General features: G+C 40.1%; 21 protein-coding genes. 11 read left to right on the top strand and 10 right to left on the bottom strand.

What is annotated here, in order from left to right; all coding sequences use genetic code 11:
• From F7734_RS62725 to F7734_RS56210, 10 genes are all read right to left on the bottom strand, one after another.
• Positions 1–245, bottom strand: a 245-nt coding sequence (locus F7734_RS62725) for a hypothetical protein (protein ID WP_207714452.1), incomplete at its 3' end; no start/stop codon positions are given.
• Between the two features lie 14 nt (positions 246–259).
• Positions 260–616: a hypothetical protein gene (locus F7734_RS56250; protein ID WP_155752865.1), complete on the bottom strand. Its 357-nt coding sequence runs from the start codon at positions 614–616 to the stop codon at positions 260–262.
• Between the two features lie 123 nt (positions 617–739).
• On the bottom strand, positions 740–1,456 hold the full coding sequence (locus tag F7734_RS56245) for a hypothetical protein (protein ID WP_155752864.1): 717 nt from the start codon (positions 1,454–1,456) through the stop codon (positions 740–742).
• A gap of 2 nt (positions 1,457–1,458) precedes the next feature.
• Complete coding sequence (locus F7734_RS56240) at positions 1,459–1,860, bottom strand: hypothetical protein (protein ID WP_155752863.1); 402 nt, start codon at positions 1,858–1,860, stop codon at positions 1,459–1,461.
• 63 nt (positions 1,861–1,923) lie between these two features.
• Positions 1,924–2,619 (bottom strand): hypothetical protein, encoded by a 696-nt coding sequence (locus F7734_RS56235; RefSeq protein ID WP_155752862.1) that lies wholly within the window; start codon positions 2,617–2,619, stop codon positions 1,924–1,926.
• A complete protein-coding gene (locus F7734_RS56230) occupies positions 2,585–2,818 on the bottom strand; it encodes a hypothetical protein (protein WP_155752861.1) in 234 nt (77 codons plus the stop codon). The genes F7734_RS56235 and F7734_RS56230 overlap by 35 nt, the downstream gene beginning before the upstream one ends.
• Positions 2,815–3,102: a hypothetical protein gene (locus tag F7734_RS56225; RefSeq protein ID WP_155752860.1), complete on the bottom strand. Its 288-nt coding sequence runs from the start codon at positions 3,100–3,102 to the stop codon at positions 2,815–2,817. Before F7734_RS56225 ends, F7734_RS56230 begins: the two co-directional genes overlap by 4 nt.
• 3 nt (positions 3,103–3,105) lie before the next feature.
• Complete coding sequence (locus F7734_RS56220) at positions 3,106–3,597, bottom strand: hypothetical protein (protein WP_155752859.1); 492 nt, start codon at positions 3,595–3,597, stop codon at positions 3,106–3,108.
• A 2-nt stretch (positions 3,598–3,599) separates the two neighbouring features.
• Positions 3,600–3,803, bottom strand: coding sequence for a hypothetical protein (locus tag F7734_RS56215; protein WP_155752858.1), 204 nt, complete (start codon positions 3,801–3,803; stop codon positions 3,600–3,602).
• Positions 3,778–5,136 (bottom strand): hypothetical protein, encoded by a 1,359-nt coding sequence (locus F7734_RS56210; protein ID WP_155752857.1) that lies wholly within the window; start codon positions 5,134–5,136, stop codon positions 3,778–3,780. The genes F7734_RS56215 and F7734_RS56210 overlap by 26 nt, the downstream gene beginning before the upstream one ends.
• A gap of 116 nt (positions 5,137–5,252) precedes the next feature.
• Between F7734_RS56210 and F7734_RS56205 the strand changes: the two genes are divergently transcribed.
• From F7734_RS56205 to F7734_RS56155, 11 genes are all read left to right on the top strand, one after another.
• Positions 5,253–5,408: a hypothetical protein gene (locus F7734_RS56205; RefSeq protein WP_155752856.1), complete on the top strand. Its 156-nt coding sequence runs from the start codon at positions 5,253–5,255 to the stop codon at positions 5,406–5,408.
• 243 nt (positions 5,409–5,651) lie between these two features.
• Positions 5,652–5,870 (top strand): helix-turn-helix transcriptional regulator, encoded by a 219-nt coding sequence (locus F7734_RS56200; protein WP_155752855.1) that lies wholly within the window; start codon positions 5,652–5,654, stop codon positions 5,868–5,870.
• Positions 5,867–6,100 carry a hypothetical protein gene (locus tag F7734_RS56195; RefSeq protein ID WP_155752854.1) on the top strand — a complete coding sequence of 78 codons (234 nt, stop codon included), beginning with the start codon at positions 5,867–5,869 and terminating at the stop codon, positions 6,098–6,100. Before F7734_RS56200 ends, F7734_RS56195 begins: the two co-directional genes overlap by 4 nt.
• Positions 6,101–6,676: 576 nt before the next feature.
• Positions 6,677–6,850: a hypothetical protein gene (locus F7734_RS56190; protein ID WP_166482775.1), complete on the top strand. Its 174-nt coding sequence runs from the start codon at positions 6,677–6,679 to the stop codon at positions 6,848–6,850.
• A 573-nt stretch (positions 6,851–7,423) separates the two neighbouring features.
• Entirely contained in the window at positions 7,424–9,814 is a 2,391-nt protein-coding gene (locus F7734_RS56185) for a virulence-associated E family protein (protein ID WP_166482774.1), read from the top strand.
• A gap of 585 nt (positions 9,815–10,399) precedes the next feature.
• Complete coding sequence (locus F7734_RS56180) at positions 10,400–10,624, top strand: hypothetical protein (RefSeq protein WP_155752851.1); 225 nt, start codon at positions 10,400–10,402, stop codon at positions 10,622–10,624.
• A 79-nt stretch (positions 10,625–10,703) separates the two neighbouring features.
• Positions 10,704–11,234 (top strand): hypothetical protein, encoded by a 531-nt coding sequence (locus F7734_RS56175; protein ID WP_155752850.1) that lies wholly within the window; start codon positions 10,704–10,706, stop codon positions 11,232–11,234.
• A gap of 17 nt (positions 11,235–11,251) precedes the next feature.
• Positions 11,252–11,644, top strand: a complete 393-nt coding sequence (locus F7734_RS56170; RefSeq protein WP_155752849.1) for a hypothetical protein — start codon at positions 11,252–11,254, stop codon at positions 11,642–11,644.
• Positions 11,645–12,221: 577 nt separating this feature from the next.
• Entirely contained in the window at positions 12,222–12,641 is a 420-nt protein-coding gene (locus tag F7734_RS56165; protein WP_155752848.1) for a hypothetical protein, read from the top strand.
• The gene (locus F7734_RS56160; protein ID WP_155752847.1) at positions 12,641–12,940 is read left to right on the top strand and encodes a hypothetical protein; all 300 of its coding nucleotides are present in this window, start codon (positions 12,641–12,643) and stop codon (positions 12,938–12,940) included. Before F7734_RS56165 ends, F7734_RS56160 begins: the two co-directional genes overlap by 1 nt.
• A gap of 869 nt (positions 12,941–13,809) precedes the next feature.
• Positions 13,810–14,232, top strand: coding sequence for a hypothetical protein (locus tag F7734_RS56155; RefSeq protein WP_155752846.1), 423 nt, complete (start codon positions 13,810–13,812; stop codon positions 14,230–14,232).
• Positions 14,233–14,457: the final 225 nt, after the last annotated feature.

The following is a 14,457-nucleotide window of genomic DNA, read 5'->3' as shown; positions in this document are numbered from 1 at the left end:
TTACCTGTGACTGTGGCACGGCTTGCGATGGAATCAGCTTCGTAAACGTTACGGATTACCTTGTTTCGATTAAGCTTTAAGTCAGCTTTGACCCTCTGCCCGTTAAGCGGCTGAAAAATGTACTGCTCAAAACCGATTCTAGAATAAGGGTCTTGATAGAGGAATTTGTAGAGCTTTCCGTTAATCTGGTAGACCTTCCTGGAGGATAAAAGCGTCGTATCATAAACTGTTTTGAGTTCAATCATAGCTTTACTTGCTCCTAATAGATTCGTGAGGGGTTCTCTTGTTTGTCTTGTTGAGAACTACCAATAAAAGCAATTGAAAGAGTAAAAACTGCAAAGAGGGTGCAGAACACCACTAAAATTACAGGTAAATTATCAATCCAAAAGTTATTTTTTACTTCTGGTCGTTTTTGGCGAACAACGTAACCGTATAGTTCTAAGTACTCAAAAACTTTGAATTGATTGTATGGCAGTTGCTCAAGTTCTGAGCTAAAACCGGGATAATCGAAAAAGCTTTCATAGCGTCTTTTAGCCTCGTGAATTTCTTCCTCAGTTAGCTCTAGAGAATTGACAATTTTATTTGCAATTCTTTCATAAAAATTAGATTCAATCATTGCGATGTACTCCTTATACTTTTACTGTTGGTGATTCCCTCAAAAAACTCCTCCACCCCCGGTCAAATTAATAAGTGTCGATAAAGTCGATTTCGGTGACCGAAACGAGGCTGAAGAAGGGATTCATTGACTCAAGAGACGGAATTCAGATTTTTTGTCGTCCAACCATTCAGCCACTTCACTTGTTACTAATTCATCAACGAACTTTCGGATTTCATCCGCTTTAAGTTTGCGACCGTTAAAGCTTAAACTACCTACTTGGGAAACTTTGATGTGGGAAGTATCCAAGTTTTTCGTTTTTAACCAACCTAAAAAACCTGTAGACGTTTCAGAGAATTTATCATTATCCGGTTCATCTTCTTCTGAATCTGGTAAGTAAGCTTTTGGCGGGTTGAGCATTTTCGATATATCGGCTTGGGCATCCAGTTCTATAGCCCATCTTGCTACTTCTGTAGTTTGGTCAAGATGTAAATCTTCAAGTTCAAACTCGGACTGACGTAATCGGTAGTTGCTTTGTTCTATACGTTCGTATTCCTTAACCAGAATTGAGCTAAAACATAGACTTAAAACACTTCCGAGAAACATTAAGCCAGTGCCTAAAGCTTTATATTCCGTCTTGCCCGGTATTAACTCAACAACTGCATATCCTTGCGGAGTTGTTTCATTTATTCTGATGTGAGTTGTGTCTTGAAACTCAAAACTTCCGATGGTGTAAGTTTTTTGAACTTTTATCCAAGTGTTCATATTTTCGGGAACGGCAAGGAACAATCCCAATCCTGAGAGAGCTATTCCAACACCCAATCCCAGATGTTTCGATTGCCAGATAAACTTTGGATTCATAGTTATCTACCTCCTACCTTGGGATTTAAACCAGCTTCCAAGTAGCGATAAGCCATATAACCAAAGATGCCTACAGCGATTACAACTACGATGGAGGTTAAAACAGGAACCCAGAAAAATATCAAGAGTTCTCTTATCCCCATTGACAAACCTAAAGTGATAGCAGCAAACCGAAAAACTGATGATTTGGGGCAGTTATCAAAAGTTAGCACTGTGTAAATAATTGCTATCACATAAGCAACAGCCAAAATGATTTCTACTTGTCTAAAATATGTCGCTGCCAGTGCCAATCCTAATGATACTGAGAAGAAGATTGACGCTTCACTGAAATTCTTGATGTGTCGCAATAAGTCAGCTTTGGGTGTTGAGATGTCTTCGAGGTTGATAGAATTCTTAGTGCTCATAGATATCAATTCCTTTTAGTATACCCCTCTAGGGAGAGGGGTGATTTTATAGAATCGGTGGTGCTAGTCGCTCAAGTGTGCTGTCTTTAAGTCATGCTTCATTTGCTGTAGCTTGTCACGTCGTTCAGCCAATATTTGTTGACGTTGTTGCTTTAAAGTGTCGGAGTGTTCAGCACTGGCTACACCCAATCTTGCTTGTTGGTTCAAACCGCTAAGGATTGCATTACTACGGGCATCTTGCACCGATTCAAAAGCTGTGTAAGCAGCATCAATTATTTGTTGTTGCTGCTTTACTCGCTTCTCAAGATTTGCAGCTTTCCGTAAGTAGCGGTAATAAGCAACGAATGCCTTGGCTTGTGCCTGGTCAATCTTGCTCTTAGCTTTGCAAGCCTGAACAACTAGTTCTGCTTGGAACTCAGCTAAGTTTACCTGAAAGCTCAAATACTTCATGATGCATGGGGCTAGCTCTTTCATCTGCATTAGCTTTTCGTCTAATTGTGCAGCCCGCTTTTTAGCTTCAATGATACTTTCTTTTGTCCACTGGGAAGGGTCTAAAATGTCTACACCCAAACCTTGAGAAATTTCAGACATCATAGGCATCATTGCTTCAGGAACTACACCTTTAGTGCTAAGAGTTTGGGTATTGATTTTGAAATCACCTCCTTTACTGTTGTTAGTGGTCGTTATAGCAGTGGATTGAGTTTTAGTAGTAGCCAATGCCCAGTTACTTGAATGGTTGTTCTTGGATTTGAATTCCATTTGAATTACTCCTGTTAATGATTGATGAAACGATTTGGTAAGTAATGCCCGTGACAAGTAAGGTGAAAATGATTAGAAGAAGAAACCCGTAAGCCTCAAGTAAACCGCTATTCTCGGTAATTTCTTCTCTTTCTGTTTTGGTGGAGGTCGAACCATCTGGTTTATCAATAGTTTCTGTTTTGATGTATACACGCTTCATGCTTCATACTTGCCTAAATAATGTTCTAAGGAGTCATCTACCCAGTGCTGGTCTCTTACGAATTCGAGGTTATGCCTTCCATATTGAGCGATTAATTCATCCTCTTCTGTGAGCCAAGTAGCCTCAGTTTCTTCTTGGTACTCGTAGTTTTTGTTGTAGGGAAATTCATTAGGCTCAAAAAAGTCTAAATCCCCTTCTTTGTACTGGTAAGCACAAACCAAGCACATCCCGCTTTCATCATGTCTGGTAAAGTCATTGCAGTTAATGCAGTACAAATGATTCATGATTTACTTTCTCCCCAATATGATTTTGTGAACCTGAGAAATAAGCCATTGCTGGTGTTGTGTGCGTTGACCTTGGGCATCAACTACAGTCAAAATGTACGCTGCTTCTTCTGCAAGTTCGTGAGGAATGCCTTGTCTAATCAATTCATCAGCCATCGAATCAGTAGAAGTTCTTAGTTTTGCGTTCCCGTGTCTGCACTGGGCTTGTAGAGCTTCGAGTAATGATTCAGCATCCTCTACAGTTACCCCTTCCAGGGTTTCTAGCGCGTCTTGTAGCTGTTGGTCTGGGATAAACAACTGCCAGAGGTTGAAGTCAGATACAGCATCCCCGATTGAATACTCATCGGACATCATTTCTCTACCCAGTACAAAATAAGTGAGGATAGCGCGTAGTTGAAGCTTTTGAGGTCTGTCTAGTAGTTCTAATTGACTACCGAAACGCTCGGTTAGTTGGTCTAAGTGTGTACCAGATGTGAAGTACTGCAATGTTTTCATAGTTACTGGTGGTTAAAACTTTCAAGGTTTGACAAATTGATAACTGGTAATGGTTGTTTAGATTCTTCCTCAATGGCTTTTTCAAGCACCTTACGTATCCACCAAGACGGCTCAATGCCTCGTTGCGCTGCTATCTTTTTAATGTCATTCACGATGGAGCGTGGCACGTTGTAGTTAAGTCTAGGCGGTCTGTTGGATGTCTGCATTTTCAATCTCCTTAGTTGGTAGCTCAATAACATTTGATGACTCGGAAGGCATGAGGTAATCTAGCACTCCCTTAACTCCGATGATTCCTAATTGGTCAGGGAAGATTAAGTTATTACTGATACCCCCTGACTCTAGAATGCGTTTTTCAATAATTCCTTTTACTGGTGAAATTTCAAAACCACCACCACAGAAAATGATGGGTGAGTGCCGTGATATTGTAACCAATTCCTCTAAAGCAAACTGCGCGGGGGATTCAGTAAGCCATTGATTGATGGCATAAGCAATACTGCCCGAAACATCGGCTTTGTTAAAATCCAGAGCTGTAACTATACCGTTCTCCCATTGGCTATTTTCTAGAATTGCTGCAATTTGTGTTTGGGTAAGGTAATTACTAGAATCACCGTTTGAGAGAGCTTTAGTAACTTCTCGTTTTAAAGACGCGATGCCACCACCACCGTGATAAGAATCTTTAGATTTTTTGCTAGGAAGTTGGTTAAGAATGCTAAATTCAGCTATTTGAAAAGTACCAGCCCCCAAGTCGGCAACGTATAAAGTTGAGCGTTCTGGAAACTGATTTTTACCCCAAATAGCTGCACCGTGTCCTTCAACAAAAGAATGCTGATTGGAAGTAAAGTTTAGGCGGTACTTAACCCCGTTAACAACCAAGTATTTACAATGCTTAAGTTTCTTCTTTAGTTCGGAAGCATTAGCGATTGAAAGGGTAGCTAAGTCAATAGTTAGAGTTCTATTCTTTTGACTCTTACCAGTAGAAAAATCTTTCAAATTGGGTATAGCGGATATCACACCCATTAATAGAATGTGAAAGTATTCTACTTTAGCGTTAGAGGTTGATGTCATCATTACTGAATCAGGGTATGCTTGCGCTCTTGCACCAACTACCCAGTGTTCCTCAGTCTTGACCTTGATAGGCTTGCCTTTCTCATCCAGGTCTGTTTCATGAGGATGTTCAAGTCCTAACGTGAAGCCCCCGAAGTCGTTACCAGGAGATGATTCTAACTGCACGACGCAAGATGTTAGTTTGTCTACAGTTATCTCTTGACCCTCGAAGTAAACGAGGCTTTTACAAGAACTTCTACCCAAGTCAGCAACAAGCAAGAAAGGTTTATAGGGTTCTTTTTGGCTCTGTTTTTTAGGCTCTATATCTGGTTTTTGATTCCCATCTGAGTCGTTTCGGTCACCGAAATCAGAAGCAGGACTCTCAGGGGACTCACTCTCATTTTTATAACTTTCAGCGTCAATGTTAGAATTATCTAACATTTCAATAGGGGTATCAGTATTTGTGTCTTCCAATACAGACTTCTTTCTAGGCATTTTTTAGCCTCCTATAGTAATGGTGAAAAATCAGTGTCGATACTGGCACATAAACGTACTTACGTATATATGTGCAGTAATATCTGCGTACAATTTTTTTAGGGATTTAAAGAACGGTGAACGGGTTTTGGTTATCCGCAGTCATCCGCACCATCCGCACCTTTCCGCATCGGTTGCGGATGTATAGGCTTGCGGATTTTGCGGAAGTGCGGATAGACCTACCCACACTATATAAAGGAGAAAAGCTGTGTAAAATTCGTAACAGAGCATAATTGCTCAAGTTCTAACGTACTATGCCAGTAGCGTGAAGGATTTGTTTGTGGGTGACATCCGCTTAAGCTACCCTCAGGATTTACGCTCGTGTCGCTTCTGTCGTCACATCTCTATATTATCAAGAAAATAATAATATGTGTAGAATTTTGATAATATTATTTGCTTATGTATAAAGAAAAGAAGATAATTATCACTAATTTGTTGATTATACTTAAGTAATTGATACTATTATTTTTAACCAAATGAGTGTCCGAAATAAAATCAAACAGTTCATAGATGAACGTGGCATAACGGTTTACCGCTTCTGGCAAGATACTGGGGTAGCGCAAAGGACTGCATACGACCTATACAATGACCCTTCCGCGCTACCCAATCCCTCTGTGCTTACAAAGATTTGCGATACTTACGAAGTCCAGCCTGGAGAATTATTATTTTGGACAAAAGATGTTAACCCAGAGTGATTCCCCCCAGACCAGCAACCACACCAGCACACCCACGACCTTACCTGACCCGTGCGATCTCCTCATGTGACGTGACCGGAGATCGCATCTGGGGCGATCTGCCCGACCGAAACCATGAGAGAGGGATTCACCAAGTCAGCAACCAAACCACACTGCAAACACCCTCGGAACGGCTCCTAGAATCGCTTTCAAGCCTTTTTGGTTGGTCGCTTGATGGATTGGGCATTTAAAATTCCCAGAGCTGCAAAAGTGCATTCCCGGTTGGGGTTCGGTCACTGGTTCGGTGATGTCCTTAGTGATTCCCCTCTCACCTCTCCACACCACCATAGGACAGGTAGTTAAAACTAATTAGTTACCTGTCCTGATAACCTGTCTTGTCTAGAATCCTTATGTAGTAATACTTGTAGAACTTTAAGACAGGTAGGACAGGTAGGACAGGTAGAAAATGAAAATGCAGCTTAAATAAATAAAAATGTTCACACATGATACAAAACTGTTCATTCTGTATCATGAGTGCTACCAAATTTTTTCAGTTCTGTATCATGGGTGTTACCAAATCACCTGAATTCTGTATCATATATGATACATTTTGTTTTTTTTAGGGTGTGGAGGGGGGGGGTCTCACCTGTCCACCTGTCCTAAAACCCGGAAACCTTTACCCAGAGAGAGTTTTAAGCAGGACAGGTTCGTTTTAGAGACCCGTCTTAGGACAGGTAAGCCGTCTCTGAGTACCTGTCTTGAGAGGGAATCATTTGAGTAAAAGTACTCATTGACAAGCTGTAACACCCTCTGCCATAATGATTATTATGGGAAAAGCAAAATTACCAATCACGGCTACCAGATTACCCCCAGAACTTCGAGCCGAACTCGAAAGTCTGGCTACTGAGACGGGCTATTCGGTCTCAGAACTCATTAAGTACGCGGTTCAGTTTACTATTGACCGTTCGGGCTTTTCAGATTTGCCTTACAAAGCAAAATAAGTTATGCAGATATAACAAAGTGTGCATTTGTCATATATTTGTAATACTGCTACTCTTTGTTTAAAAGCAATTTAAACGAGCACACAAACTATGGCATATATAAAAAAGCACGGTCGCTCTCGAACCACACAGAAAGGGTTCTTCTTTTCTGATGAAGAAATACGGATGCTTGATACGCTTTCAAAAGAGCTTGAATTGAGCAATAGTGACGTTGTGAGGGAGGCGATACGCCAAATGTTTTCTCACACACGAAACAGCCAAACAATTACTCGCAAGGCTGCTTGATTCCCCTCCTAAATAGCTGTCTTCGGGGGGAATCATACAACAAAAATAACCCCAAGATGTTGGAAGCATCTCAGGGCTAAAAATTACCTTAGTACTACTCTGACCACTCACAGATTTCAAACTGTGAATCTTCATTTCGTTACCTTATAAACGTTACCTAAAATCATGACACAAAATAACGGGTTTGTCAAGTCAGACGCACAAGAACTGACTCAAGTTTCTACAGGATTTCAACCTTTCGAGATACAAGTCAACCAGCTTATAAAAGTTCCCAATCTCTCTTTCCATTTGCATGGTAAAGAGTTAAAACAGTGGCTCGATCCGAAAGTTGCGGAATTCAACCTTATCGAGAATTGGGAACTTATTTCGGTGACCAAAATAAGTTCGTTTATCAAACTTTTAAAGAACGGGATAACTTACCGGGGAGGAATAAAAGAAGGTGATAACACCTTAAAAGGGTTCAAGTATGCAACCTTGATGAGCCTTGATTTTGACGGGGATAAGGTTAACAAGAAAACCGGAGAAGTAATCCATAAGGCTAAGACTTACGATGAGGTTTTAGCAGATGAAATTATTCAACAGTACGGCTTACTAATTTACAGAACTCCGGGATATATCCCTAACGACCCTGAGCAATCACTTCGATTTCGGGTTATCCTAGCTTTTGATAGACACGTCACCGAAACAGAATTTAGATTAATTTTCAAACACTACTTTCAAGCTCGTTATCCGATGCTTGATGATACTCCTGACCCTGGTAGATTGTTCTACGGTACAAGGGATGAGAGCTACATCTTAACCATTAATGACGGGTTAAATCGCCTACCAGTTGACACATTCCTTAAGTTTGCTTCGGAGAATCTAAAAGCATTTGAAGACGCAAAGAGACAGAAACAGGTAGCTAAGCTCTTTGATAAACAACCGAAAGTGACTCCCTCCACTAAAGAAAAAGCGATTTCGGTCACCGAAAAACCAGCATTTCAAGGGGAATCAAAAACGGAAGGCACAAGCATAACTGAGCGAGTTTTCAAACATTTATACGAACACTTATACATGGGTTATTATCAGGGCAGTGCTTTTGCTCTCTACTCTCTACATGACCCTGACCAATCCTGGAAACACAGAAGGTTAGAAGATGAACAGAGAGAAATTTTGAGAATAGCAGGTCGAAACCCTTTCTCATCTTCTAACAGTAATGGTTCATCTTTTATGGTTATTGCTAATTATGGAGAACTGCCTTATTTCTGGGATAAATCTGGAAATCTTGGAAGAAAGTTGATGAGAGAAAATGGGAGGGAATCAAATCACGGCTCTTACTTAGACTACTATTTTCATGTAAGAAAGACTAAGTTCGGAGATTTTCTAGGTATAGATTACCGGGAAAACGGAAGCTTTCCTGAAGGCTTTTTTAGTCAGCTTGTCAATCACATATGCGATACTTTTAAGCTTCCTAAGTTCCCGTTTCTAAGCAAGCCTATAAAAGGATTTACAGCGATTGTGAATGTTCTCAAGGAGAAGTTTCATATTGAACGCAATTTAATGTCTTTACAGTGTTTACTAGATGGTTCTGAGCTAAGACAAGATACTGTTCAGGTTGAACTAGAAATAAAGCACGGCTTAATTATTCCTAACAGTGAACATCTTAGGAAATCAATTCTATATTTGTCCGAACAGAACGAAAAACATCCTGTAAAAGAGTACCTGCTTAATTGTGCTAAAAAGTATCCCACATTTGACCCCGACGCGCTAGAAACTTTATCTACAAAATATTTTGGTACTACGGATAGAATTTACGACGTGTACATGAAAAAGATGCTAGTCGGAGGTGTCGCAAGGGTGATGAATCCTGGATGTGAGTGGAAACACGTAGTGGTTCTTCAAGGTGCTCAAAATGCCCGAAAATCTAGTTTTGTCAGGGAATTAGCAGGAGGTACTGAGACTAACTGGTTTAACGAGAGCATCGATTTAACAACGCTTTCTAATAAAGACCAGCTACATCTTGTAAATAGTTTCTGGATACATGAAATCCCCGAAATAGATAAGGCGTTTAGAAAAGCGGATGCTTCAGCTTTAAAAGACTTTATAGGACGTGTTGCAGATAAATTCAGAGCACCTTATTTAACTCATCCCTCAACGTATTTGAGGACAAGTATATTCTTCGGGACTACGAACCAGACAGAAATTCTACACGATGAGACGGGCAGTACTAGGTACTGGGTGATTCCCGTTCAAAAAACAGAAGAAGACCCCATAGACGTAGATGCGTTAATCGCTGAAAAAGACTATCTCTGGGCTATGGCGTACCACTTATACTTATCTTCTCCTCGTTACTTTGCAGACTTAACCAAAGAAGAAGCAAAATTAAGAGATCTAAGTAACCAGCAGTTTCAAGAACAACATCCTTGGGCTGACCAAATACTCTCGAAAGCGGATAAGTATCAACAAGTCACGGTTAGGTTTTTATGGGAACGAGCACTTAATTACGGAGACAAAAAAATCGAGCATAAAGATAGCAAGGTGATCGAGCGTATTCTCAGAATGAATGGGTGGATTCCATTAGGTAGAAAAACTATTAGAAATGAGAAACATTCAATATGGGAGAACCCTGAAACATCCTTAGAAAAGCATCCTGTTGAAGTTATGCTGAATGAGCTTGGAAATAATCTTTCAGGTTTTTGAGTCCCTCTAGCTGGGTTCTAAAATTCTTTTTCGGTCACCGAAATCTTTAAACCACGGGCTGTAATCGCGTTTAGACGGTTGTCGCATCCGTCCAGCCCATACCCTCGAATCTTTAGGAGGGAGTCACACAACACGTTAATTTTAAGGGAAACTATGAAAACTATCTCAAAGCAGAGTTCAAAATTTACGGTTACTGAAACTAAAGTTTTAAGTCAATTTTTTAGGACAAAAAATGTAAGCATTACTTTAAAGGATAAGCGGTTTTCGCTTTCGATCCAGTCACTATCGGAACAAGATTGGTTAGTTCCTTTCCCGCTCGTGGATGAGCTAATAAACGACTCGCTCTCTAGGCTTCCTGACGAAATCAGCTATGTAGGTACTCTTGATTGCTCCTTGATTCGGCATGATGGAGTAACCTATATCCCTTTCACAGATTTTAACCGGATTTTTTCGGTGAAGACATCTCAATTTTTAAAGAAAATAATAATCCAAGACCTCAAGAGACTAGTTGCCACTAAATTAGTTAAATAATTAGTACCAACCTACTAAAAACTTACCTTAGTACACATTCAAAATTGTTCCCTCATGACTTATAGAGACTACTTGCAATTATTCATCGCATCTGATTCCCTAATTGGTGACCTTGCCCGTGATGCTTTCCGTGAACCCGCTTGGAAAGGAACTACAGCCAGAGGGCTGAGAGTGCATATTGCCCGGAGGTCGAGAAACCCACACCCCGGTGCAATTAAGGCTTGGAAAATTTCTAAGATCGCTTATGAGCACACTAAGCAATTATTAGATAACAACTAATAAATGATTCCCTCTCGATTTCGGTGACCGACACGGCTAGGAGGGAATCATAAATTTTATTTTCTAAACCTTTGAAAAGATGAATGTTACATTTCGAGAGTTTCTTTGGGAGTGGGTCAGGAGCGACATAGATTGCCCTGTGGCTCACCTAGCCTATGCAGTTCTACCAGAATGGAAAGGTGAAAGTGTGCAAGGTCTTAAGCTTTACGTCCACAAGCATAACCTAGCTACTGATGAAACTTTAATGCAAGGGTTTCTCATCGCTAAGGGATTTTATAACCACTATAAACTTCGACAACAAAAAGGAGAAATTAAAATGACTTTTAGAGAATTTCTGTATCAATTCTCTGATAAAAATTCCACTATTGGGTGTCTTGCTCACTTAGCTTTCTTTACGAATCCTTCTTGGAGAGGGGAAACACCGGATGACTTAGACAAGTTCATTGCAATGTGGAACACTCCAAAAGAGTACAAGATTTATGAGAGGTCTCTAAAAGAAGCCGTTGAAACTTATAACAGATACGGAGTAAATGTAGAATTACCAATCTACAAAGAGATTGAGAAACCCAAACGGGGGAGAAAGAAACAACTAATTCTTTCTAACACTTAAACTGAGGACATAAAATAATGGCGTTAAATAACACTCAAAAAAGGTCAAGACCTTATTCTGTTCAGATTTATCTGAGTGAGCGAGAACTCATGATGCTTGATGCTTTATGTCCCAGACCAACTATTAAGAACTCATCGACCGATAAAGGTAGGTCAAGATTCGTTAGAGCCGCAATTAAGCGACTGTTTCAAGACATATCAGACGGCTCGATAGTTGACATTGAAGCAACTGTGGCAGAGGGCGATTTTGACATAACTCCAGTGAAGCGTACACCCATCACAAAAGAGAACGTAACGACCATAGCCACGAAGGCTGAATCCTCAAGCGTGCCAGGACTCGTTATGGGAGATACTCACTTCTTTGCACCGTACCGAAATCACCCCGACCAGGACGGGATATTGCCTGAGTAAAAGCGTTCGGTGACCGAAAAAGAGAGGGAATCATAGGCATACTATTGCAGACATCACAGACACATTGCAGACACTTTGGGCTGTGTCTGCATTATTTTTATGCAGGTATGCGTTAACGACAACAAGCATTATCCGTATCACAAGTATTCTTTATGCCTTTACTTTCTCAGTAGGTGTTGTAAACTCCGGGCAACCGGAACATAGCTAAAGCAACAACCATGCATTATTAAGCTTTGTAACAATAAATTTGACATACAGGCTATTCGTGTGTTAAACAATCTCCTCCATGATTCCCTTCCCCAGACGGAAGAACTTACCACACAAGACCTGCTCTAAACGTCCTCTCAGATGCCTCTAGGATCGCCTACAACGCACGAAAAGCTATCTCACGGGTTCTAGGTCGTTCGATTAAATACCTTGTAGGTTACAATTACATAACCTACATCAACCGTTTCGGTCACCGAAATCTGACATAAAAAGGAGGGAGTCACTCACTGAGTAAATTTGACATTTGTAGTTAAATATGCTACAATAAGATGTACGTACAAATCTTTCATTCCAGTTTAACCATAGCGCTATGGGTATTTCTCTACAAAGTGATAGCCTCCTCAACGAGGCAGATCGACAGCGACAAGAATTTATCAATCGAATGCAGGGCAGTAAGCCTAACACCGACGCTCTTAGCTCTGCGATGCTAGGCAATCTGAGCGACAGACTAAAGGGTCTTATGACTCTGTACGGTGCGACCAAAGAGGACTTGATAAACGCGGTTAGGTCTATAGAACCGACTACTCTAGCGATGTCTCAGCCAAATCGACCGGGAGCAAACAAGGATTCTAGGGGGAATCAGTTAAACTTCGATGCGATCCAAGTCTCCACTATGACTCCCCCTCAAGCACTAAGCAACAAGGAGGGAGTCATAGGGGAAATTCTTAAAATGCTTGTTGAGACGGGCATTACTCCTCAGCAGATCGCTAGACTCTTGGAGGCTGCATAATGCCACTATCACCCCTCCTACACCAGAACAAGCGTGAGCCGAAAGGGTTCACCCCTCCCGAAAGAGTCCCTCTTGCAGTTGAACTCACTCCTCAAATTGTTGGAGTGCTTCGGAAGGCTTTAAGCGACCCCGTAAGCTGCAACATCCTTGAAAAACGCCTACAGGAAGTCCTTAAAATGCCTTCCCTCTATGGATTAACTGAGCACGAGACAAACCAGCTTAGAGCATTTGTTACTGCTTGGAATTGGGATTATCATACGAGAAAGCTTTATGATTTTCTCTTTAGTCCTCCCGAATAGCTATTTCTCCTGTAAGAGGATAAAAAAGAGACCAGCAACCGATTGCTGGTCTCTTTTTTAAGATTTAATAAGTAATACGACTAGTTTTATCGATATGTGCAATAATATTTCTTGCGATTAGTTATCATAAGGAATTATTGCCAGTACTAAGGTACTGATTTTTGAGTTCTGTAAAAATTTTGTTTCAATTTTTAAAATTCTTTGTTTAGAACAATACTGAAATTTAAACTTGATTGGAAAATCTTGATGGTCATAATCATTTATTAAAAAAAAAAATAAATGACTTGATAATTAAGGAACACTAGCAATATTATATATTTTCTCTAACAGGGGGGAAAGTGGCAAAGCTGTCATGAGTCGCCACGCAACACCTGAAAGTATTACTGTGAAAGGATTACAGAAATAAAATTTCGTTTTAATCCAAGAATCGGCGAAAAACCTGATTTTTGTTGTGCCAATTAAACTTTACGCTATTTGGTACAACATTTTTCAACGTAGCGATAAGGGTTTCAGGCACAAGGCTGCGGGATGGTTCAAATGGTACAGCCAAAACATTCGTCAAAATCTCATTTTTCGAGTAAAGTTGAGATTTTTTTCTGAAACCATTGTCCAGAGAAGGTTTCAGCCGTTACGTGGCGGCTCGTGTCACCCTCGCCACTTTTCCCCCAAAACAGTAGAAACAGAACAATTTTCGTTGTTTATCCGGAAAATCTAGGATAGAATCTGTAGCAAAACTGTGTTTACGTTTTGCTACCTTGCTCAGCTATGCCACCAGACTACTCTGGTCAAAATTTTAGTGGGGTAAACCTCCGTAGAACTCAGGCACTAGAAACAAAATTCACCTACACCATTCAACTAAAGATCCAAGTATGTTTTGGAAAAGAGTTCGTTTACCAATATCAGTTATAAGTAGTATTTTTACTGTAATTCTTACTCTAACCCAAATTAGAACACATTTACAAAATTCAAGAGAATTAAGTCAAACATCAAAAGTAGATTTTTACATTATAATTGACAAGAGTGAAGAGGGTGAGATGATATTAGCTGAAATTTACATAAAAAATGAGCTAAAAGGTCGGATTTCAAATCAATCATTTAAGACTGATACATTAAAAATAACTATTGAACCTGGAACTTATGACTACTATATCAAAGCTCAGATAGCAAAACCATATTATCTGCTTAGTCGAGAAAGAGGACAAGGAACAATAGCTATCAAAGATGGTTATAGATTTAAAGTTAGTAGATCGTATGATTACCCTCGAAAACTTATTTTAGTACGAGATAATTAATACGATAGAATTTAACACTTGCGGACAAATTACAAACATCACTCCAAGACATTTTATGTGACCTCTTTTTACTTTTAACGATTAATGATCCCCTTCTAGTTCGGGAATCATTATAAGTGTTCTTTAGAACAAACTCAACTGTAAGTGCTTACCTGTGACTGTGGCACGGCTTGCGATGGAATCAGCTTCGTAAACGTTACGGATTACCTTGTTTCGATTAAGCTT

This window comes from Scytonema sp. UIC 10036 (assembly GCF_009725235.1).
The sequence above is the reverse complement of the archived record's forward strand: the minus strand, read 5'-3'. Positions and strand labels throughout refer to the sequence as shown.